The sequence below is a fragment of the Candidatus Soleaferrea massiliensis AP7 genome (assembly GCF_000820765.1).
Classification (GTDB): Bacteria; Bacillota; Clostridia; order Oscillospirales; family Ruminococcaceae; genus Soleaferrea; species Soleaferrea massiliensis.
On the sequence record NZ_CCYH01000045.1, the window covers coordinates 67505 to 89340 of the forward strand.

Here is a 21836-nt window from a genome sequence, read left to right on the forward strand (position 1 = left end):
CGCCGGTGCGGGCAGAAAGCCGTCATCTGGACGCAGGAACTACCCTTCCCAGAAAAGCTGCGTGATTGGGGGATTTTTAAGGGGGCGGCAGCCCCCTTGAATGGCCTTTTCTGGTACCTCTTTTGGCCACGCAAAAGAGGTACACCCACCCAGCCAAGCGGTACTTGGCAAACAACGTAAGACCGCTGTGCTACAGCGAAACAACAACCACCCTGCCAAAGCATTCCGGCAGCACTGCCGGATAACAGCCGACACAACGGCTGTATGAGCCGCCGGCGGACACCCCGCCTACATCACATCGGTCTCATCCAGATACAGATGCCCAAACTCCGCAATGAATTCCTTGCGTCCGGACAGGTTGTCCCCCAGCAGCAGATCAAACATCCTGGAGGTGTTCTCGGCATCCTGCGGCGTGACCTTGATCAGCCGCCGCGTCTCGGGATTCATTGTGGTCAGCCACATCATATCCGGCTCATTCTCACCGAGGCCCTTGGAACGCTGGATGCCATACTTCTGGCTGCCGATCTTGGCAAGGATGTTTGCCTTCTCCGCATCCGAATAGGCAAAGAAGGTCTTGTTTTTCGTCGTGATCTCATAGAGCGGCGACTCCGCGATGTAGACATAGCCCTCTTCAATCAGCGTCGGCGTCAGACGGTACAGCATCGTCAGAATCAGCGTGCGGATCTGGAAGCCGTCGACATCCGCATCGGTGCAGATGACAATCTTGTTCCAGCGCAGGCCGGAAAGGTCAAAGGATGCCAAATCCTTGTTGGCCTTGCTCTTGACCTCGACGCCGCAGCCGAGCACCTTGATGATGTCCGAAATGATATCGTTTTTAAAGATCTTATCGTATTCCGCCTTCAGGCAGTTGAGGATCTTGCCGCGCACCGGGATGATCGCCTGGAACTGCGAATCGCGGCCCAGCTTGCAGGCGCCCAGCGCCGAATCTCCCTCCACGATGTAAATCTCGCGCAGCGAGACGTCCTTCGTGCGGCAGTCCACAAACTTCTGTACACGGTTTGAAATATCCAGGCTGCCCGCCAGCTTCTTCTTCAGATTCAGCCGGGTCTTCTCGGCATTCTCACGGCTGCGCTTGTTGATCAGAACCTGCTCGGCTATCCTCTGCGCGTCGTCCGGATTCTCGATGAAGTAAATCTCCAGATTGTGCTTCAGGAAGGCGGTCATCGCCTCATAGATGAACTTGTTCGTGATCGATTTCTTGGTCTGGTTCTCGTAGGAGGTGACCGTCGAGAAGGACGACGAAACCAGGATCAGGCAGTCCTCCACATCCGCAAAGGTGATTTTGCTCTCGTTCTTGAGGTACTTGCCGTTCTGCTTCAGGAACTGGTCGATCATCGAGACAAACGCGACCTTGACCGCGCGCTCCGGCGAGCCGCCGTGCTCCAGATACGAGGAGTTGTGGTAGTATTCGCACTGCTTAAACCGGTTCGAGAAGCACATCGCCACATGCAGCTTCACCTTGTATTCGGGCTTGTCCTCCCGGTCACGTCCGTACCGCTTGTCCTGCCAGTACTGGATGGGCGTCAGCGCCTCTTCGCCGGCAAGCTCCCCCACATAGTCGGTGATGCCGTTCTCATAGTAGAACTCCTCGTCGTGCATCCCCTCGTCGGTCTCGAAATGCAGCTCGAACCGCAGGCCCGCATTGACCACGGCCTGACGCTTCAGCACATCCTGGAAGTATGCGAGCGACACCTGGATATCGGTGAACACATCGATGTCCGGCAGCCAGCGGATCTTCGTGCCGGTCGTCTTCAGCTTGGTCGGCTCCTTATGTAAGCCCCCGACATTCTCGCCGCGTTCAAACCGCAGCGTATACCGGCTGCCGTCGCGCAGGATTTCGACGTCCATATACCGCGACGCATATTGGGTTGCGCACAGGCCAAGCCCGTTGAGACCCAGTGAAAACTCATAGCTCTCGCTCGAGGTGTTTTTATATTTTCCGCCCGCGTACAGCTCGCAGAACACCAGCTCCCAGTTGTACTTCTGTTCATTGTTGTTGTAGTCCACCGGGATGCCGCGCCCAAAGTCCTCGATTTGAATCGATCCATCCCGATAGCGCGTGATGACGATCCTGTCGCCGTAACCTTCGCGCGCCTCGTCGATCGAGTTGGACAGGATTTCGAACACCGCGTGTTCGCATCCCTGCAGCCCGTCGGAGCCGAAGATGACACCGGGGCGTTTCCGCACCCTGTCGGCCCCTTTTAAAGCCGATATGCTGTCATTGCCGTACTCTTCCCGTTTTTTCCTTGCCATGTTATCGATCACACACCCCGTCAAATTTTGATATTCTTTCTCCTATGCCTGCAGTCAAAACTATTATATGGTAAATTTCTCTGTCTGAAAAGCGAATCGTGTCGTATGGTTTTTCATGTATCATGTCGTGATGCATGGAAGAGGCCGCAAACACAAAAGGAATGGACGCAAATTTGCAAAAATTCACGCCCATCCGTCTTCCGTGTCAGTCGTTATTCGTTATCGTCAGAGGACGGCTTTTCGGCATCCTCTTTCTCTTTGCCGTCGGTTTCCGCTTTGTCGAGTTCGATCTTCTTGTGATCCTTGACGATCTCCTTGCCCTCCATCAGCAGCTTGAACTCCTCGCCGTCCATCTTCTCCTCTTCGAACAGATATTCGGCGACACGTCTGAGCTGATCCATATGGTCGGTCAGGATATCCTTGGTCTTCTCATAGCAGGTGTCGATGATCTCGCGGATCTCCTGGTCGATCTCCGCCGCGACGTTTTCGGAGTAATTGCGCTGATGGTTGAAGTCCCTGCCAAGGAAGACCTCCTGCTCGTTCTCTCCGTAGACGATCGGGCCGAGCTTCTCACTGAAGCCGTACTTCGTCACCATCGACCTTGCAATGCCGGTCGCGCGCTCGATGTCGTTCGACGCGCCGGTCGAGATGTCGTCGAGCACAAGCTTCTCCGCAACGCGGCCGCCCAGCAGCACGACGATCTCCTCGTACATCTGCATCTTGCTCATATAGCTGCGGTCCTCGCTCGGCAGCGACATCGTGTAGCCGCCGGCCATACCGCGCGGGATGATCGAAATCTGGTGCACCGGGTCCTGCGTCTCGCAGTAGTAGGTGCACAGCGCATGGCCCGCCTCGTGGAAGGCGGTCAGCTTTTTATCCTTTTCGGTGACCTTGTGCGAACGCTTCTCCGGACCGGCCACAACCTTGATGGTCGCTTCCTCGATATCCGGCTGCGTGATGGCCCTGTGTCCCCTGCGCGCCGCAAGCAGCGCCGCTTCGTTCAGCAGGTTTTCGAGGTCCGCGCCGGTGAAACCGACCGTGGACTTCGCAATGTCGGAAAGCAGAACATCCGGTCCGAGCGGCTTGTTGCGCGCGTGGACCCGCAAAATCTGTTCCCTTCCGCGGATATCCGGGTAGCCCACCACGACCTGACGGTCGAAGCGGCCCGGCCTGAGCAGCGCCGGGTCGAGGATGTCGCGGCGGTTGGTCGCCGCAATGATGATGACGCCTTCGTTGGCGCCGAAGCCATCCATTTCCACGAGCAGCTGGTTTAAGGTCTGTTCCCGTTCGTCGTGTCCGCCGCCGAGACCTGCGCCGCGGTGGCGTCCGACCGCGTCGATCTCATCGATGAAGATGATCGCGGGCGCGTTCTTCTTGGCCTGCTCAAACAGGTCCCTGACGCGCGACGCGCCGACGCCGACATACATTTCGACAAAGTCGGAACCGGAAATCGAGAAGAACGGGACGTTCGCCTCGCCGGCCACCGCTTTGGCAAGCAGCGTTTTACCGGTTCCCGGAGGGCCTACCAGCAGCACGCCTTTCGGGATTCTCGCACCCAGCTCGTTGAACTTGTGCGGATTCTTGAGGAACTGCACGATCTCGGCCAGCTCTTCCTTCTCTTCATCCGCGCCGGCGACATCCGCAAAGGTCTTGCGGCGTTTTTCATCCAGCGGCTGTTTCACCTTGGCCTTGCCGAAGTTCGCAATCTTTCCGCCGCCGCTGGTCTGGCGCATCATCAGCACCCACATGACGACCAGCGCGCCCAGAAGGATCAGCGTCGGGATCAGGTTGATCCACCAGCTGTTGTCGGTGGCCTGAATGTAGTCGTAGGTGATCTTGTAGTCGCTGTGCAGCCGGTTGTGCTGGTTCACATAGCCTTCGACGTCATCCAGAAAGACCGAAAGGCTTGGAATCTTGTAGTTCACGAGATACAGCGGGTCTTTATGCTCCAATTTGGAAAGAACGGTATCCTGATTGCCGCCAAAGAGGTTGAACAGGTTCATGATATCGTTCTGGTTTTCTTTCTTCTCCTCGATGGGCTTCGCGTTGTTCGGGTTGTCGGTGATGCCTGCGATCGTTTCGCCCTCGGGCACCTCGATGTACATCGACAACTCCCCGGTACCGAAATCCAGCGCATAGTATCGCACGCGGTCCTGCTCAAACAGGTCCACAATCTGATAGTACTTCAACGTGCTCTGCGGCGCGGACGGGAAGAACAGATAGATGCCGAGCAATAAAATCAGGATGACCGCAATATACATTGCTATATTTCTCGACTTTTTAGGACTAGCTGCCAAAACATCAACTCCTTGTTGTTAACTGGATAAAGCCGCCCCATCCCATAAGGGATGCCCGGGCACAGCCGGACGCGGGTTTATCCTATGTATTTTCATAGATCTCCGGTTTCAGCACGCCGATAAACGGCAGGTTCCGGTAGGTCTCGTCAAAGTCAAGCCCATAGCCGACCACGAACTCATCCGGTACGCTGAAACAGACATAGTCCGGCGTGATGTCCACCCGGCGCCGTTCCGGCTTGTCAAGCAGTGTCGCGATCCGCACACTGCGCGGATTTCTTTCCAGTAAAATTCCTTTCAGATAAGACAGCGTAAGCCCGCTGTCCAGGATATCCTCGACGATCAGCACATCGTAGCCTTCCAGCGGAATGTCCAGATCCTTGACAATCTTGACGACGCCCGAGGTCTTCTGCGCACTTCCGTAGCTCGAAACGTTCATGAAGTCGACCCGTGCCTTGATGCTGATGGCCCGCATCAGGTCGGCCATAAACACGACGGAACCCTTGAGTACGCTGATCATCAGCAGATTTTTCCCCTGATAATCGGAGCTGATCTTTCTTCCCAGCTCCGCGACCTTCTCGGCGATCTCCTTCTCCGAGATTAAGATCTGTGCAATATCGCCTATCATAAGTCACGCTCCCCAGCTTTTTTTCGGCTGTCCCCAACTATGACGTCCGTTTTTCGCACCGCTCTATCACCAGAAGGCGGCTTGTGCCCTCATCCGGTGCGGCCCGCTCGTCACAGCCGAACCCTTCCAGCCAGATGACGCCCTGTTCATCGGCAAGCAGAATCCTTTCGGCGCGTTCCGAAGCGGAAAGCTTTTTCTCCTGAAACAGCTTCTTCAGGCTTTTGGTCATCTTTCTATCCCAAAGCCTGATTTTATCGCCGTCCAGACGCTGTCTGACGACGACTTTTCCGATAATTTTATCATAATCCAGGCAACTGCGGAGCATATTTGTATGAATATTCTTTAAATTTTCCCTATGAGGAACCTCCACCAATTTAATATGCACCGCAATCCCATCCTGTAGTACTGTTTTTCCGAAATTTAAGGGCTTTTCAAAATAATTTACGGCCCGTTCTTTTTTCCATGCGCGAAGACATCCATCCTTGACTTCCAGATAGCAGTCCGCCGACACCTGCAGTGTTCCATGGCCCTCACTCGCCATCCGCAAAGCCATCTCGATGTGTTGCCTGTCATACGGAAAACCGCTTTCGATCAGAAGCATCCGCACAGCCCTGGAAGCGATGGCCGGATGTTCGTCCCGCAGCGCCGCGATCTCAATGCCCCGGCCGGTTTGATGCCGCTTTAAAAAATTCCGCGTCTGCCGCTGCAGATAGTCCTCGTCCTGCCGCAGCAGCTCGGTCATGCGCCCGGCGTTTTGCCGCAGGTTCCCGCCAAGCCGCTCGAGCTGCGGGACCACCGTCAGGCGGATGCGGTTGCGGCTGTAATCCGTGCAGAGATTGGTCGAATCGGTCACGTAGGACAGGCCGTTTCGAGCGCAGTATTCCTCGATTTCGGCGCGTGTGCAGCCGATCAGCGGGCGGATGATATTCTCCCGCATCGGCTGGATGCCGCACAGCCCCGCAAGGCCGGTGCCGCGGCTCAGGTTGAACAGAACCGTCTCCAGGCTGTCGTCAAGGGTGTGCGCCGTTGCGATCCTGCCGCCGGCTTCACAGCACCGCTCAAAAAATTCGTAGCGTATCTGCCGGCCGCATTCCTCTTCGGAGACGCGCCGCTCCTTCGCCATCCTGCCGACATCCGCTTCCAGCACATCGAGCGGTACCTCGAGGGACGCGCAGAAGTTCTCGACAAACCGCTGGTCCCGCAGCGACTCCTCACCGCGCAGGCCGTGGTTGACGTGGCAGGCGCGCAGGCTCAGGGCATATTCCTCCCGCAGTGTACACAGCAGATGCAGCAGCGTCACCGAATCCGCGCCGCCCGATATGCCGATGACGACGGAATCGCCGTACTCCAGCATCCGGTACCGGCGGATCGTTTCCCGTACGTTATGGTTCATCGCGGTAGAACTCCAGATTGCCGAATCGGGTGAACTGGCCGTCCCACGACATCTTGATGCTGTCGGTTTCGCCGTGGCGGTTTTTTGAGACGATGCATTCCGCAATGTTGTGCTCGTCCGATTCGCGGTTGTAATAGGCGTCGCGGTACAAAAACAGTACAATGTCCGCATCCTGTTCGATCGAGCCGGATTCCCTCAGGTCCGAAAGCACCGGCCGGTGGTCGGCGCGCGCGTCCGGTCCGCGGGAGAGCTGGGACAGCGTGATGACCGGGACATCCAGGTCCTTTGCCAGAATTTTCAGGCTTCTGGTGATCTCCGACACCTCCTGCACGCGGTTGTCCACGCGGCGGGAGCTGGACATCAGCTGCAGATAGTCGATGACCACCAGCCCAAGGTCCTTGACGCGGCGCAGCTTCGCCTTCATCTCGGCCACGTTGATGCCGGAGGTGTCGTCGACATAGATGCGGCTCTTGGACAGCACATCGGCGGCCGCGGCCAGCTTGACCCAGTCGTCCGGCTTGAGCTGCCCGGTGCGCAGCGAGCCGCTCGGGATCGACGCTTCGGAGGAGAGCATCCTCATGACAAGCTGCTCCTTGGTCATCTCGAGCGAAAAGATCGCGACCGATTTCCCGGCGCGCAGCGCGACGTTGGTCGCGATGTTTAAGGCAAAGCTGGTCTTTCCCATCGCCGGACGGGCCGCCAGCAGGATCAGGTCGGAGCGGTTCAGGCCGGTCAGTACGTTGTCCAGCCCCTTAAACCCGCTCGGGATACCGGTGAACTCCTCCTTGTTGTCGCCGGACAGCTTCTGCAGATGGTCATACGCTTCGACAATGATCTCATCGATGCGCTGCAGCCCGGACGCGTCGCGGCCCTGGCGGATCTCGAAGATCCGCTGCTCCGCCGCGTCGAGCAGCTGCCGCGCGTCGCCCTCGCCGGCCGCCGTGCTGTCGATGATGCCGCGCGCAGTGTCCATCAGGCTGCGCAGGTAGTACTTCTCCTGCACGATCTTCGCGTAGGCCTCGACATTCGAGATGGACGGCACCAGCTCCGCCAGGCTGGTCAGGTAGATCTTGGCGTCTTCGTCGCTTGCGAAAATCTTGCCAAGGCGCGCTTCTTCCAGCACCGTGATGAAGTCGAGCGTCTGTCCGCCGGTGAACATCCGCAGCATGATCGAAAAGATCTCCCGGTTCTGCTGCTTGTAGAAGCATTCCGGCTTGATGAATTCGAGCACCCGCATGATGCATCCCGGCTCTATCAAAATCGCGCCCAGAACCGACTGCTCTGCTTCCAGGCTGTAGGGCATGTTCTCGGGATAGACCCCAAGCGAACTCAACTGTTCCATGGGAACCTCCATATCCATATTCCGCAAAACGGACCTTGTATGCCGCGAACACGGCATGGCAGATCCGTTTTGTCAGTCTCGTATCGTATTTGTGCAGATCGTATTCCCGCCCGCTTCGCCATGCGGCTTCCCGCCGCATCCCGGCGGTCCGGACAGGAAATCCGATCCCCAAAGGCTGACGCCCCAAGGACCGGATAAAACGCTTTTGAATCGGCCGGCATGATGGCCAACAGCCTCGAAAAGGTACTGAAAATCATGCTTGGATGAACGTATCTGATTCCAAGCCAACTGACGACCAACGACCTTAAAAGACACTGAAAGCCTAGTCTTAATGGTGCGTCTCACTCTGCCAGCATGATGGCCGACATCCTTATAAAGGTATTACAAATCCCCCCTGGATGGGTATGTTTCCTACTCAGCCAGCTTGACGACCAGCGTCACCTTCGCTGTGATGCCGGCGTGGAATTTGACCTCGAGCTTGTATTCGCCGACCGTTTTGATGTCGCCGTCCATGACGACCCGCTTCTTGTCGACCTCGACGCCAAGCTGCTTTTTAATCTCCTCTGCGACCTCCTTGCTGGTCACCGAACCGAACAGACGTCCGCTTGAACCGGCTTTGACGGCAATCTCAAACTTTCTGTCGTTGAGCTGCTTGGCCGCGTCCATCTCCTTCTGGCGAAGGACGTCCTCGCGGTGCTTCTGTGCCGCCTGCTTGTTCTTGATATCGTTGATCGCCTGCGTATCCGCTTCCACCGCAAGCCCTCTCTTAATCAGAAAATTCTTCGCATAGCCGTCCGCCACATTGACAAGGTCTCCTTTTTTGCCGGTACCCTGCACATCCTGTTTCAAAACAACCTTCATACTTCTCTCGTCCTTTCTCTTTCTATCTTATGAACCATTGGTTTCTTCATTCTGCATATGCTGGTCATAATAGCTGTCAATCGTCTCCAGCAGCAGCTGCCTGGCCGATTCGATCGAGCATTCCTTCATGGCGCAGGCCGCCATTGTGTGGTGCCCGCCGCCGCCCAGGTGCTCCATGATGATCTGCACATTGATGAATCCCATCGACCGCGCCGAGATGCTCAGCGAGCCATCGAACTCATAGATCACAAACGACGCGTCGACGCCGCTGATGCCGAGCAGCTCATCCGCCACCTGTGACGCGATGACCTTCATATCCTCTCCCTGCATTGGGGTGGATACAATCGCGCAGCGCCGGTAAACCTCCGCCGACGAGACCAGCCGCGTCCGGCGCTGGTAGGCGTCCATGCTGCTCGCGAAGAGCTGGCGCACCGTGACGGTGTCCGCCGCCATCCGTTTCAGATAGGCCGCGGCCTCAAAGGTGCGCACGCCGGTCTTCATGACGAAATTCTTGGTGTCCAGCATGATGCCGCTGAGCAGCGCTTCGGCTTCCAGCCGGGTGATCGGCTGCTTGACGTTCATATACTGGATCAGCTCTGTCACCATCTCGCACGCCGAGGAGGCGTACGGCTCATGGTAGAAGATCACGGCGTTGTCGATGTGCCCGACCATCTTGCGGTGGTGGTCGATGACGACGATGGTGCCGCACATCTCATAGAGCTCGGGATATTCCAGAATGTATTTGATGTGGGTATCCACAATGATCAGCAGTGTTTTCGGCCGCACATGGTAGGAGGCATGCTCCGGAGACACGAACACCTTCTCATAGCCGTTGTCGTACAGCTTGTTGTAGAGCGGCTTCGCCAGGCTCTTTTCACGGTCCACGATGATGTGGCACTCCTTGCCCATGTTCGAGATGCATTTCGAGAGGCCGACCGCCGCGCCCAGGCTGTCGAGATCCCCGAAGCGGTGTCCCATCAGCAGCACATTGTCCGCTTCAAAGATCAGCTCGGAGAGGGCCGTCGCGACAATGCGGGATTTGACGCGGGTGCGCCGCTCGACGCCCTTTGAGACGCCGCCGTAGAAGTCGAAGCCGTTGGCCGTCTTGACCGCCGCCTGGTCCCCGCCGCGGCCCAGCGCCATATCCAGCGCCTGGCGCGCGCTGAGCTCCGCCTCGTGCAGGTCCTTCGCATCCAGCCCCACGCCGATTGAGAGCGTCGCGGGCATGCGCCCGTCCACAACGATCTTGCGCACATCGTCGAGCATGCTGAACCGCTGCTCGAGGAATTTGCGCATATGCCGGTCTTCCATGACCGCGATGAATTTGGAGCGGGAGAGCCGCTGCATGAAGCCGTTGGTCTGGCCGATGAACTGTTCGAGTATCCGATCGATTTCGCCCAGTATCTGCGCCTTCTCGCTCTCCTTGCTGTTTTCGAGCAGCTCCTCGTAGTTGTCGACGGTGATCAGCGCGACCGCCGGACGGGATTCCTTGAATTCCCTGGCAATCTCTTTATAGTATGTATTTTCAATAAAGTAGAAGACATAGAGGTCCTGTCCGTCCTCATCATAACGCGCCGCATATACCGTATACTGCTTGTCGTGGTAGGAGATGTCCATCCCCTGCGGACTGCAGAGCATTTCGATGTCTAAGGAACCGAGAATCTCATTCGTATCCATGCGGAACGCATCCCGGCCGTCGACGACATGCTCGGCGAAAAGCTGGTTGTACCAGATGATATGGAAGCTGTCGTCGGTCACGCAGGCGGACAGCGGAAATTCGGTCAGCGCCTCGCGCTGCGCCGAAGTGAGGGTGCTGCCCATCTTCTGCAGAAAATAGTGGATGTTCTTCTGTAACCGGACCGTCCCGATCAGGACATAAGCCAGTACGCCGGCCAGAACAACCAGCTCCACGAGAAAGATTCTGACATCAAACAACAGCGTCACGGTCATAAACACGACGCTCAGCACAATCAGGATATACAGGTAAGTGCCGAACAGGGATGGTTTTTTCTGATTCACCCGGGCTGCCCTCCTTTAAATGGATTTTTATCGATGGAAACATCAAAAAAAGCCCGCACCTATCTTGGGAACAGGGCAGGCTTTTTAAACTTCAAAAGGATGCGGCTTTCATTTTTCTCCACACGCGCCGCCGGTGTTTTGATCGATTACTGCCCCAACAATACTTTTAACAGGAAACCCTTATCTGCTGACCTCCTGAATCACGGGCAGAATCATGGGATTTCGCTTGGTCTTTTTGTAGACATAGTCGCTCAGGTCGTCGCGGACGCGCGTCTTGATGCCGCCCCATTCGCGCACATGGTGGCTGCGGCAGTCTTCCAGCGCCTCGCGGCAGATCTTGCGCGCCTCCTCCATCATCTGCTCGGCCTCGCGCACATACACAAAGCCGCGGGAAACGATATCCGGGCCGGCAATGATGTCGCCGGTCTGGTTGTCAAGCGTCGTGACCACAACGATGAGCCCATCCTCCGACAGGTGCTTCCTGTCGCGCAGCACAATGCTGCCGACGTCGCCGACGCCGTAGCCGTCGACCAGAACGCGTCCGGCCGGGACCGCCTCGGTGATCTTCGCGTCGACCGCGTCGAGCTCGATGACCTTGCCGATATCCCCGATGATGATCTTGCTCGGGTCGATGCCCATGCTCTGCGCGAGCATCGCGTGTTTCTTCAGATGTTTGTATTCGCCGTGCACCGGGATAAAGAATTTCGGTTTGATCAGGCTCATCATGAGCTTCAGTTCATCCTGGCAGGCGTGTCCGGATACGTGCACCTCGTACATCGATTCGTAGACAACCTCCGCGCCGAGCTTCATCAGCTCGTTGATGACGCGGTTGATGAGCTTTTCGTTTCCCGGGATCGGCGACGCCGAAATGATGATGAAGTCGCCGTTGGCGACCTGCACTTTACGGTGCTCGCCCATCGCCATTCTGGTGAGAGCCGACATCGGCTCGCCCTGCGATCCGGTCGTGATGATGACGATCTCATCTTTCCGGTAACGTCTGACCGCGTCGATATCGACCATGATACCGTCCGGCACATCCAGATAGCCAAGCTCGATCGCCTTGCCGACGACGTTGACCATGCTGCGTCCCGAAACCGCGATCTTTCGGCCGTGGCGCACGGCGGCGTCCACGATCTGCTGTACGCGGTGGATGTTGGATGCGAAGCTTGCGATGATGATGCGGTGTTTCTCCGCGCGCTGGAACAGCGTTTCAAACGACTGTCCGACCTTGCGTTCGCTCATGGTGCTGCCCATGCGCTCCGCGTTGGTGGAATCCATCATCAAGGCAAGGACGCCGCGGCTTCCAAGTTCGCCGAAGCGCGCCAGGTCGATGACCTCGCTTTTGATCGGCGTGTAGTCGATTTTGAAGTCGCCTGTATGGATGATGATGCCGGTCGGGGTATGGATCGCCAGTCCGACCGCATCCGGAATGGAGTGGTTGACACGGATGAATTCGACCGCCATGCAGCCCATCTTGACGATGTCGCGCGGCTTGATCACCACCAGCTTGACACCGCTGATGCCGTGCTCCTTGAGCTTGCCCTCGACAAGGCCCAGGGTCAGCGCCGTTCCGTAAACCGGCACCTTGTGCATCTTGAGGAAATATGGCAGCGCGCCGATATGGTCCTCATGGCCGTGTGTCAGTACGATGCCGCGGATGCGGTCCTTGTTCATCTCCGCATAGGTGAAATCCGGGATGACCAGGTCGACGCCAAGCATCTCCTCATCCGGGAATTTCAGTCCGCAGTCCACGATAAAGATGTCGTTGCCGCATTCAAACAGCGTCATATTCTTGCCGATCTCTTCGAGTCCGCCCAGCGGGATGATCTTCAGCGGTGTGCGACGCACCTCCCGCACCGGTTTCTGCTCCCTCTTGTGCAGCGACTGGTTCAGCGTCTGCGACAGGTCCTTATCCTTTTTTGTGTTGTCTTTTCTGTTGTTCTGCGGCTGTTTTGGGTTCTTTGCAAAGGGGCCGCCAAATCTCTTATTTTTATGCTGATTATTCTGAGAAGCCAAATTTTTTACCTCCATATTATATTTTTCTCATAACAAAAAAACGGAAACCCGCCTGCCGGCGTTCTGGGCGGTGCTTCCTGCCATGTTCCCTGTTATGTTTTGAATATCTGTTTGATTATCTTTTTAGTGGATTGATGTAGTGTAATGATGAGTGAAACCCGTACCCGGCGCATTTCGGCGCGCGGCGTATACTGAACAAAATCCGATAAACCATGCATCAAATTAAATCGATAAGCTTTGTTTTCACCAAGAAAAAGAACAATTACGAACACACATTCTATATAAATTCTAACCGTTCCTGATGAAAGTGTCAAGCAATTATTGTCAATATTTTATGAAATCCTGCTTTTCGGCCTTCCTGAACGTTATCAGGCCGGTTTGCGGCCATCCTGCCGCGATGTTTTTTCGTGTTGCCGGGCCTTTCAAAGCACCATTTTACTGTTTGACTGTACGGCCGTAAGCGGCAGGCAAAGCCATCCTTCACGGTTTATATCGATCTCCTTCTATTCCTTTTCATAAAAATCTTCATGGAAAGTTATATAAATTGGATGATTTTGTATCGTGAGTTTCCATCATATACGGCATCCGTCCGGTTCGCCGCAGACTGTTATTCATTGAATCAGCTATAGTTTTGCCACCGATCTGGCAAAGTATTCCGGCACGCGGCAATATCTTTGCCCCATCTCTTTACTCTTTGATTGACAGGGGGAAAGGGATACCTTTTTATTGGCAGTAACTCAAGTCAACTCAAAAGAGGTAACCATTTCATCCGGATTATGATAAAATGATTTTACGATCTGATGAATTATTTTGGACTTTTGGTCCATATAGAAGGGGTTTTTTATGAGGAATCCAGAACCGTTATCCGTGCGCCTGCGGGCAATGCGGGAAGATCATGATTTGACGCAAGAGCAGGTCGCGGATATTTTGGGCATTCGGCAGCAATACTATTCCAGCTATGAAAAAGGTATTTATGAACTCCCCGTGCGTCATTTGATGACTTTGGCAAGGCTTTACCACTGCAGTGTCGATTATATATTGGGACTGACTGAATTTCGACATTCCATCAGTAAACTGCAGGAGCCCTTCGAGAATGCGATAACAGTGGGGATTTTGTTATCCCATTCCTTGTCACTCAATTCTCAAAAACGAAAACTGCAGTTGGAATATCTGGAGTATCTGCAGGCCATCCAGAATAGTCGATAACATATTGATTGGTTTATAGCAGAATAGTACCTGCTTGTAAAACATATGTTAAGCTCCAAATTCACCTTAACAGGGTGTTGTACCGCTGTGACGCAGCGGCTTCACGTTGTTTGCCAAGAACCACTTGGCAATGTGGTCGTTACTTCTTTGCGCGGCCAAAGAAGTAACCAAGAAAGGCCGTTCCAGGGGGCCAGCTGCGCTGGGGCACGCGCTACGCGTCACTGAGATAAGAAAAGAGCCTATGACCAACGCACCACAACAACGCAGCCAAAAAAGCGGCGTAGCCGAGTGCCCCACCGCAGGTGGTGGCCCCCTTGAAAATCCCCTCTGATATCCCGTTTTCCCCTTCGGCCGCCTGCGGGCGGCGTATTGCTTTTGGCAGGGTGGTTGGGCATAGCTAGCAGCGGACGCTTCCCCGGCTATAGTCAGCTTTCATAGTACCCCAATATCTTCGCTGGTTCGTAAACTGACACTGATTCTTTTGGTTTTGCATTGGTCATGAATATATCACGATTCTTCGAAGAAGCATCTTACAGGGATTCAACTCTCTTAGACAGGCACATCGGGCAACCACCCTGTTTATTTAGAGTACAAAACGAAACCTTTACCATACAGCATAGAATAGATCACTATGCTGATGGATTCGAAATACAGGGCGAACGGATATACAGACATAACCGCCAGAATAACGGACGTTCGAACCCAGCGAACGCTGTGCTTCCTTGCCCCAAAAAAGATTCGGACGGGCTGAGGGGGTTTCCAAAGGGGGAATGACGTCCATTCTCGCTGTACCGAAGCGGCATTCCCCCTTTGGCGGCCTTTCTTGGTTACTTCTTTGGCCCGAACAAAGAAGTAACTGCCACTCTGCCAAGTGGTTCTTGGTAAACATAAGAAAGCCGCTGCACCGCAGCGAAACAACAACCCTCAGCCAAAACGCATCGAGACAAAAACCGTGCAGCCTGCCTGTAACGAACAAAAAGGACACTGCCATACAGGCGGTGTCCTCTTTGCTTGCTATAATACTTGCTTATTTCACTTCTTTAATCCAGCCAAACTTGTCTTCGAGCTTGCCCCACTGGATGCCGGTCATGGTGTCATAGAGCTTCTGGGAGATCGGGCCGATCTTGCCGTCGTTGATGTTCATAATGACATCGTCGCATTTCAGATGGCCGACCGGGGAGATGACCGCCGCGGTGCCGGTGCCGAACACCTCTTTGAGCTGTCCCTGCTTGTAGGCCTCGATAACCTCATCGATCGCCAGGCGGCGTTCCGTGACCTTGTAGCCCCAGGAGCGCAGCAGCTCGATGGCCGACTTCCGGGTGATGCCCGGCAGGATGCTGCCGACCAGCTCCGGCGTGATGATCTCATCGCCGATTGCGAAGAAGACGTTCATCGTGCCAACCTCTTCAATATATTTCTTCTCAACGCCGTCCAGCCACAGGACCTGCGTATAGTTCTGCTCTTCAGCTTCCTCCTGCGCGATCAGCGAAGCCGCATAGTTCGCGCCGGTTTTGGCCTGGCCGGTTCCGCCGCGCACGGCACGGACATATTTGGTCTCGACATAGATCTTGACCGGGTTGAGTCCTTCCGGATAGTATGCGCCGACCGGGGAAAGGATGATGACAAACAGGTATTCCTTTGCGGAATGCACGCCGAGATGCGCGTCCAGCGCAAAGATGAACGGGCGGATGTACAGCGAGGTGCCCTCTGCGGACGGCACCCAGTCCTTTTCGACATCGATCAGCTTCATCAGGCATTCCAGCGCAAAATCCTCGTCGATCTGCGGGATGCAGATTCTCTCATTGGAACGGTTCAGGCGTTTGAAGTTCTCGTCCGGGCGGAACAGCAGGATGCGTCCGTCCTCGGCGCGGTATGCCTTGAGGCCCTCGAAGACCTCCTGCGCATAGTGCAGGGTCATGCAGGCCGGATCCAGCTCGATTGGTCCGTATGGTATGATGCGCGCATCATGCCAGCCCTGTCCTTCGGTGTAGTTCATCAAGAACATGTGGTCGGTAAAGTAATTGCCAAAGCCCAGATTGTTCTGGTCCGGTTTTTCCTTCAGGGTTTTGGCCAGTTCGATTTTCAACTCTGCCATGTAAAGCAACTCCCTTTATGTATATTCACCTTTTTGGATTACCATGGTAAAAACGGCCTGCAGCCGGTGTTTCTTTTTATTATACCGCCTTTGCCCATCAAATGCAATGCACCCGCGCATCCTTGTCAACTGCAACAGGATTGTATAAACTTCCACGCAGTTTTTTCCCTAATTTGACGGAAAAGACATCCGGATGCGGCGCGGATGAAGAAAAATCCCCAAAAGACAGACGGCTTTTGGGGATTCTCGTTTATTCTTTTGAGGAAAGAATCGAATTAATAAGCGACACCTTGCCATTTCATGGCGTCGGCAACCTTCATGAAGCCTGCAACATTGGCGCCCATGACCAGATTGCCCTTCTGTCCAAATTCTTCGGATGCGTTGTACGCGCTGTGGAAGATGTTGATCATGATGTTGTGAAGCTTCGCGTCGACCTCTTCCGCGGTCCAGGAGTAACGCGCGGAGTTCTGCGCCATCTCCAGGCCGGAGGTGGCCACGCCGCCCGCGTTGGCAGCCTTCGCCGGGCCGAACATGATGCCGTTCTTCAGGAACACTTCGACAGCTTCCGGCGTGGAAGGCATGTTGGCGCCCTCTGCGACAGCCATAACGCCGTTGTCCACAAGCATCTGCGCCTCTTCGCCGTTCAGCTCGTTCTGGGTCGCGCACGGAAGCGCGATATCGCACTTGATGCTCCAGATGCCGCGGCAGCCTTCGTGGTATTCAGAACCCGGTACGCGTTTCGCGTACTCGCTGATTCTTGCGCGCTCGACCTCTTTGATCTGTTTGACCACGTCGAGCTGGATGCCGTTTTTATCATAAATGTAACCGGAGGAGTCGGACAGGGCGACGACCTTTGCGCCGAGCTGCTGCGCCTTTTGGGTTGCATAGATGGCCACGTTGCCGGAACCGGAGATGACGACGGTTTTGCCCTCGAAGGTTTCATTCTTCATGCATTTGATCATCTCGTTGGTGAAGTAAAGCAGGCCGTATCCGGTCGCTTCGGTGCGGACAAGCGATCCGCCGTAGGTTAGTCCCTTGCCGGTCAGGACGCCGACAAACTCATTGCGCAGTCTCTTGTACTGGCCGAACATGAAGCCGATCTCCCTTGCGCCAACGCCGATGTCGCCGGCCGGTACATCGGTATCCGCGCCGATGTGCTTGGAAAGCTCGGTCATAAAACTCTGGCAGAAGCGCATGATCTCGCCGTCGGATTTGCCCTTCGGATCAAAATCGGAACCGCCCTTGCCGCCGCCCATCGGCAGTCCGGTCAGGGAGTTCTTGAAGATCTGCTCAAAGCCGAGGAATTTGATAACCGAGGCGTTGACGGTCGGATGGAAGCGCAGTCCGCCTTTATACGGGCCGATTGCGGAGTTGAACTGAACGCGGAAGCCGCGGTTTACCTGAACCTTGCCGTTATCGTCCACCCAGGACACGCGGAACTGAATGAATCTTTCCGGTTCAACAATTCTGTCGATGACGCCTGTCTCGATGATTTCAGGCTTTTTCTCAATGACCGGCTCGAAGGATTCGAGGACTTCCCGAACAGCCTGCAGGAATTCCGGTTCGTTGGGATTTCTCTTTTCAACGGTTTCATAGACACCTTGAAGATACGCACTTTTAAAAGCCATGTTCATTCCTCCTATTTGATAGATCATACTGCTGAATACTTTGGAAGCACTTTAAAGCATCAGAATTCAACTGATGCCATTATAGCGCGTCTTGCCTTTTTTTTCAATAGAATTCTGCAATGTTTTTTAAAAAAGTTGCATTTTTTTTAGGTTTCATTCGATTCCTCGTGCGAAAAATTGAAATCTTGCAGGTTTTCGAGATGAGTGTTTCAAAATATAGGTTTTGTATGCGTGAATTTGGCAATCATATATTAGAATGCCCCAATGACAGGGTCTTTATCGCAATAAAACAGAAATGTCTTATAAATTGGACCGTGGACACGCTTCTTCAGGCTGACAAACGGCGGGGAGATGTTTTCCACAGTACCACTGGACAACGGTTGAAAAAGAGGAACCCATCTGCGGTATGAATGGATTCTGCGATATGTAACCTGAATCATATTTCCAACGGAATAACCATTCCGTCAAATTCGTCTGCCTTCTGGACTGTACTGAACACTTATGACCATCCCTCTCCTATTTTTCTTCACCTGTATACAATATTTTTCTTCAGTCATATACACTTTTCAATCGGATATTTTGCGTATATAATGGAATCAACTGGATTATGGTGAGGTAATAATATGAATCAATACCTGGACAAACCTATATGAGAGGGGCACGCTATGAGAAATTCAGAACCGTTATCCATGCGCCTGCGGGCAATGCGGGAAGATCATGATCTGACACAAAAGCAGGTCGCGGATGTTTTGAGCATTCAGCAGCAATACTATTCCAGCTATGAAAAGGGCATTTATGAGCTCCCCGTGCGTCATTTGAGGACTTTGGCAAGGCTTTATCACTGTAGTGTTGATTATATATTGGGACTGACTGAATTTCGGCATCCCATCAATAAACTGCAGGAGCCCTTCGAGAATGCGATAACAGTGGGGATTTTGTTATCGCATTCCTTGTCACTCAACTCTCAAAAACGAAAACTGCTGTTGGAATATTTGGACTATCTGCGGGCCATTCAGAACAAGCAATAGCATATTTGTTTGCCGCCGTATAGACTATATAAAATAGAAAGCATTCATCTTCAATTCCATTTTCCTGGTATTTGGAGCGCCATTTCAGGCGCGGCGCGAAAATTCCCGGTATGATGACCATGCCGTTCAAAGCGGTTTTTAACACAGTGTATGTATCGTCAGATAATCTGAGCGGATTCCGTTTGCCGGAACATTTCTGGATGCCGGGTTGACATTGCCGAAGAATTCGTGTACTATAAAAAGGAAATGAGCAGACAAGACAGCAGCGTGCTGATAACGAAAGGTTCAGTACGAGGAAAGTCCGGGCTTCACAGGGCGGGATAGCTGCTAACGGCAGCCGGAGGCGACTCTAGGGACAGTGCAACAGAAAGAAAACGCCGAACCCTCCGTTTGGAGGGTGGCAAGTGTGGAAAGGCGAGGTAAGAGCTCACCGACATACAGGCGACTGTATGGTCATGTAAACCCTATCCGAAGCAACACCGAAGAGAGGGCATAAAGCGTCTGCCCGGCGCGTCCTCGGGAAGGTGGCTTGACCGGCGGGGCGACCCGTCGGCTAGATAGATTGTTGTCAAATACAGAACTCGGCTTATATGTCTGGTCATTTGGATGCGGTGCAGCTTGTCTGCGCCGCATTACCTTTTTAAAAATATCTCAGCAATGTAACATGAGCCCTATATTTTTAAAAGAATATCCGATTATCCAACAGAGAAAACCGCCCGAAATTCCTTTACAGATGTCTATATCTTATGTTACAATGAAAATAAACAAATATTGTATCTGCAAATTTTGCAGTTCAATGAAAGAAGTCTACCTATCAGGTAGAAATCGGGCGGAATTTCAATTTAATAAGGAGAATACAGGTGCTGAAAACAATAAAAAACAGTCTGAAAACCAATCAAACGGTTTTTGGTATCGTATGCGCGGTGCTGTCAGCGCTGGCGTTCAGTCATTACTTCCCAACTACGTCGTCTGTTTTTCTGCTGCTCATTGCAGTGCTTACAGCCATCAGCTGCATTTATGTGTGCAAGAATACACCAAAGCAATATAAACCGCAGGCAATCCTGTCGGTTTTTTTATCGCTGTTCGTTTCTATCGGCCGGCTGATACAGCTTCATGGCGATGGATACGAAAACTTCCTGAACCATGATATACCGATGAACCTCATCAGTATGGCTGGGTTGTGGCTGTTTTTCTTTTTCATTACCTCTGCGGCCTTTGTCCTGATCGACAGAACAACACCGGCCGCTGGGGACAGGCTGATAAAAATGTCCTATTGGAAGGTTTTTCTGATATGCTGGGCGATTATCTTTATCTGTTACATCCCTTATCTGCTGGCTTTTTATCCCGGTGTTGTCAGCAATGACTCCTATAATCAGATTGAACAGGTATTAGGGCTCAGGGCATACAGCAACGCACATCCAGCGGCACACACCTTCTTGATTTGGATCTGCTTTAAGATAGGGCACCTGTTTTCCTTTGGAAACAACACCTGTGTGGCGATCTATTCCATTTCTCAGATGCTTTTCATGTCCGCAGTGTTTTCCTATACGGCGACCTATATCCTGCGCAGAAGAGCGCCTAAATGGGTTTTCATCGCAACGGTTGGTTTCTTTGCCCTGTTTCCGATGAATGGGTTCTTTGCGATTACCATGTGGAAGGATTTTGTGTTTTCCTGTTTTCTCCTTCTCTTAATCATCTGCCTTCTGGAGATTGTAAGGACAAAGGGCCGCTGGCTGGCCAGTGTATGGCACTGCATTGGTATTTCAGTCCTGTTTATAGCAATCGGCATTTTCCGCAGCAATGGCGTGATCGTATTGGGCATCACGGCACTGGCGATGCTGATCTTCCTGCGAAATAAGAAGCTGCGGTTCATTCTTTTGGCTGGCGGAAGTTTCGTCGTTGTGATGTTATATCAGTCAGTTTTTCTGTCTTCTCTTGGTGTGCTGCAGACATCGACGACAGAAGCGCTGGGAATCCCCATGAATCAGATATGCAGGGTGGCGGCGACCGGCAAAGAACTGAATGAGGAACAGCAGCAGTTGATTGAGAATTTGGTTGGCACGGATGTAAAAGATGTGTACAAACCATACGGGTATGACCCAATCAAATTCAATCCAAAATATCATCAAAAAGCACTGGATGAACACGTGGATGATTATATGAAGCTTTGGGCTGATCTGCTGATTCGGTATCCGGATGTATACGTCGAATCATATTTCTGCCAGACGCTGGGATATTGGTATCCCGATATGCAGAACGAAATAACCGACGCATATGTACATGAGAATCCGTCCGGAATTTATGAGTTAAACCTTGTGCCCGCGCTCAGGGATTTTCTCTTCAACTATGCAAAACCGGAGAACTTCTTCAACAATCCTTTTCTATGGTGCTTTAACAATATGGCATACTATGTGTGGGCGGTTGGTTTCCTCATTGCATACTGCTTTTATAAGAGGAAAGGCATACTGCTGTTGGCGTGGATGCCGCTGGTTGCCACCTGGCTGTCGATTATGATATCGGCGCCCGTCAACCATGTTTCGAGATACATCTACATTTTCTTCATTGCGCTCCCGCTGGTTGTCGTGGAGAGCATATACAATATATCTGATTATGAGGTAGATCAAAAAAATGCTAAAAAAATTACTGATAAAGTATAAGGAAATTATCCTTTATGTTTTTTTCGGTGGACTGACCACGGTGGTCAATTTTTCCATGTTTTTTATTTTCAATATGCTTTTGGGAGAAGACAGGTACATTGTGTCACAGGTCATCTCGTGGGTCGCGGCGGTACTGTTTGCCTTCATCACCAATAAGCTGTTTGTTTTCAGTAAAACGGAACGGACTTTCCAGCAGGTTTATCGGGAATTTCTAAAGTTTGTGTCTGTCAGGATTTTGACAGGTCTTTTGGAAACCATCTCGCTGATTGCAGCGGTGGATGCCTTGCATTTTCCAGTAAACTGGAGCAAAATCATCATTTGTTTTGCAGTGGTGATACTCAACTATGTGTTCAGCAAACTGCTGATCTTTACAAGCAAGAAGCCGGAGGTGTGAT

14 protein-coding genes and 1 other RNA gene are annotated in these 21836 nt (G+C 53.1%); 5 read left to right on the plus strand and 10 right to left on the minus strand.

The genetic code is table 11. The features are described from left to right. Positions 1-288: 288 nt before the first annotated feature. The 8 genes from BN348_RS12070 to BN348_RS12105 form a co-directional block, all read right to left on the minus strand. Positions 289-2274, minus strand: coding sequence for a DNA gyrase/topoisomerase IV subunit B (locus BN348_RS12070; protein ID WP_040198302.1), 1986 nt, complete (start codon positions 2272-2274; stop codon positions 289-291). Positions 2275-2486: 212 nt separating this feature from the next. Continuing rightward, the gene (ftsH, locus tag BN348_RS12075; protein ID WP_040198284.1) at positions 2487-4535 is read right to left on the minus strand and encodes an ATP-dependent zinc metalloprotease FtsH; all 2049 of its coding nucleotides are present in this window, start codon (positions 4533-4535) and stop codon (positions 2487-2489) included. Positions 4536-4653: 118 nt separating this feature from the next. After that, positions 4654-5196: a hypoxanthine phosphoribosyltransferase gene (gene hpt, locus BN348_RS12080; RefSeq protein WP_040198285.1), complete on the minus strand. Its 543-nt coding sequence runs from the start codon at positions 5194-5196 to the stop codon at positions 4654-4656. A gap of 37 nt (positions 5197-5233) precedes the next feature. Next, complete coding sequence (tilS, locus tag BN348_RS12085) at positions 5234-6589, minus strand: tRNA lysidine(34) synthetase TilS (RefSeq protein WP_052446914.1); 1356 nt, start codon at positions 6587-6589, stop codon at positions 5234-5236. Further along, complete coding sequence (dnaB, locus tag BN348_RS12090; protein WP_040198286.1) at positions 6579-7931, minus strand: replicative DNA helicase; 1353 nt, start codon at positions 7929-7931, stop codon at positions 6579-6581. The genes tilS and dnaB overlap by 11 nt, the downstream gene beginning before the upstream one ends. A 411-nt stretch (positions 7932-8342) precedes the next feature. Further along, positions 8343-8792 carry a 50S ribosomal protein L9 gene (rplI, locus tag BN348_RS12095; RefSeq protein WP_040198287.1) on the minus strand — a complete coding sequence of 150 codons (450 nt, stop codon included), beginning with the start codon at positions 8790-8792 and terminating at the stop codon, positions 8343-8345. A gap of 27 nt (positions 8793-8819) precedes the next feature. Beyond that, on the minus strand, positions 8820-10811 hold the full coding sequence (locus BN348_RS12100; RefSeq protein WP_052446915.1) for a DHH family phosphoesterase: 1992 nt from the start codon (positions 10809-10811) through the stop codon (positions 8820-8822). A gap of 180 nt (positions 10812-10991) precedes the next feature. Then, positions 10992-12842 carry a ribonuclease J gene (locus BN348_RS12105; RefSeq protein WP_082020969.1) on the minus strand — a complete coding sequence of 617 codons (1851 nt, stop codon included), beginning with the start codon at positions 12840-12842 and terminating at the stop codon, positions 10992-10994. A gap of 828 nt (positions 12843-13670) precedes the next feature. Here BN348_RS12105 and BN348_RS13685 point away from each other — a divergent pair. After that, positions 13671-14033, plus strand: a complete 363-nt coding sequence (locus tag BN348_RS13685) for a helix-turn-helix domain-containing protein (RefSeq protein WP_082020970.1) — start codon at positions 13671-13673, stop codon at positions 14031-14033. 1027 nt (positions 14034-15060) lie between these two features. Here BN348_RS13685 and BN348_RS12115 read toward each other — a convergent pair. Together BN348_RS12115 and gdhA are read right to left on the minus strand one after the other, a co-directional pair. Then, entirely contained in the window at positions 15061-16128 is a 1068-nt protein-coding gene (locus BN348_RS12115) for a branched-chain amino acid aminotransferase (protein WP_082020971.1), read from the minus strand. Between the two features lie 275 nt (positions 16129-16403). Continuing rightward, complete coding sequence (gene gdhA / locus BN348_RS12120; protein WP_040198288.1) at positions 16404-17756, minus strand: NADP-specific glutamate dehydrogenase; 1353 nt, start codon at positions 17754-17756, stop codon at positions 16404-16406. Positions 17757-18421: 665 nt separating this feature from the next. On the opposite strand from gdhA, the gene BN348_RS13690 reads away from it, so the two are divergent. From BN348_RS13690 to BN348_RS12135, 4 genes are all read left to right on the plus strand, one after another. Further along, positions 18422-18784 carry a helix-turn-helix transcriptional regulator gene (locus tag BN348_RS13690; RefSeq protein WP_156136513.1) on the plus strand — a complete coding sequence of 121 codons (363 nt, stop codon included), beginning with the start codon at positions 18422-18424 and terminating at the stop codon, positions 18782-18784. Between the two features lie 247 nt (positions 18785-19031). Next, positions 19032-19389: RNase P RNA component class A (rnpB, locus tag BN348_RS13370), an RNA gene on the plus strand. A 255-nt stretch (positions 19390-19644) separates the two neighbouring features. After that, positions 19645-21441 (plus strand): DUF6020 family protein, encoded by a 1797-nt coding sequence (locus tag BN348_RS12130; protein WP_040198289.1) that lies wholly within the window; start codon positions 19645-19647, stop codon positions 21439-21441. Beyond that, positions 21413-21835 (plus strand): GtrA family protein, encoded by a 423-nt coding sequence (locus BN348_RS12135; protein WP_040198290.1) that lies wholly within the window; start codon positions 21413-21415, stop codon positions 21833-21835. Before BN348_RS12130 ends, BN348_RS12135 begins: the two co-directional genes overlap by 29 nt. The last annotated feature ends 1 nt before the right edge of the window (position 21836 follow it).

Excerpts from the sequence above, each read along its gene's own strand:
- BN348_RS12070 (WP_040198302.1), bottom strand. The coding sequence starts at position 2,274 with ATGGCAAGGAAAAAACGGGAAGAGTACGGCAATGACAGCATATCGGCT.
- ftsH (WP_040198284.1), bottom strand. The coding sequence starts at position 4,535 with ATGTATATTGCGGTCATCCTGATTTTATTGCTCGGCATCTATCTGTTC.
- hpt (WP_040198285.1), bottom strand. The coding sequence starts at position 5,196 with ATGATAGGCGATATTGCACAGATCTTAATCTCGGAGAAGGAGATCGCC.
- tilS (WP_052446914.1), bottom strand. The coding sequence starts at position 6,589 with ATGAACCATAACGTACGGGAAACGATCCGCCGGTACCGGATGCTGGAG.
- dnaB (WP_040198286.1), bottom strand. The coding sequence starts at position 7,931 with ATGGAACAGTTGAGTTCGCTTGGGGTCTATCCCGAGAACATGCCCTAC.
- rplI (WP_040198287.1), bottom strand. The coding sequence starts at position 8,792 with ATGAAGGTTGTTTTGAAACAGGATGTGCAGGGTACCGGCAAAAAAGGA.
- BN348_RS12105 (WP_082020969.1), bottom strand. The coding sequence starts at position 12,842 with ATGGAGGTAAAAAATTTGGCTTCTCAGAATAATCAGCATAAAAATAAG.
- BN348_RS13685 (WP_082020970.1), top strand. The coding sequence starts at position 13,671 with ATGAGGAATCCAGAACCGTTATCCGTGCGCCTGCGGGCAATGCGGGAA.
- BN348_RS12115 (WP_082020971.1), bottom strand. The coding sequence starts at position 16,128 with ATGGCAGAGTTGAAAATCGAACTGGCCAAAACCCTGAAGGAAAAACCG.
- gdhA (WP_040198288.1), bottom strand. The coding sequence starts at position 17,756 with ATGGCTTTTAAAAGTGCGTATCTTCAAGGTGTCTATGAAACCGTTGAA.
- BN348_RS13690 (WP_156136513.1), top strand. The coding sequence starts at position 18,422 with ATGAGAAATTCAGAACCGTTATCCATGCGCCTGCGGGCAATGCGGGAA.
- BN348_RS12135 (WP_040198290.1), top strand. The coding sequence starts at position 21,413 with ATGCTAAAAAAATTACTGATAAAGTATAAGGAAATTATCCTTTATGTT.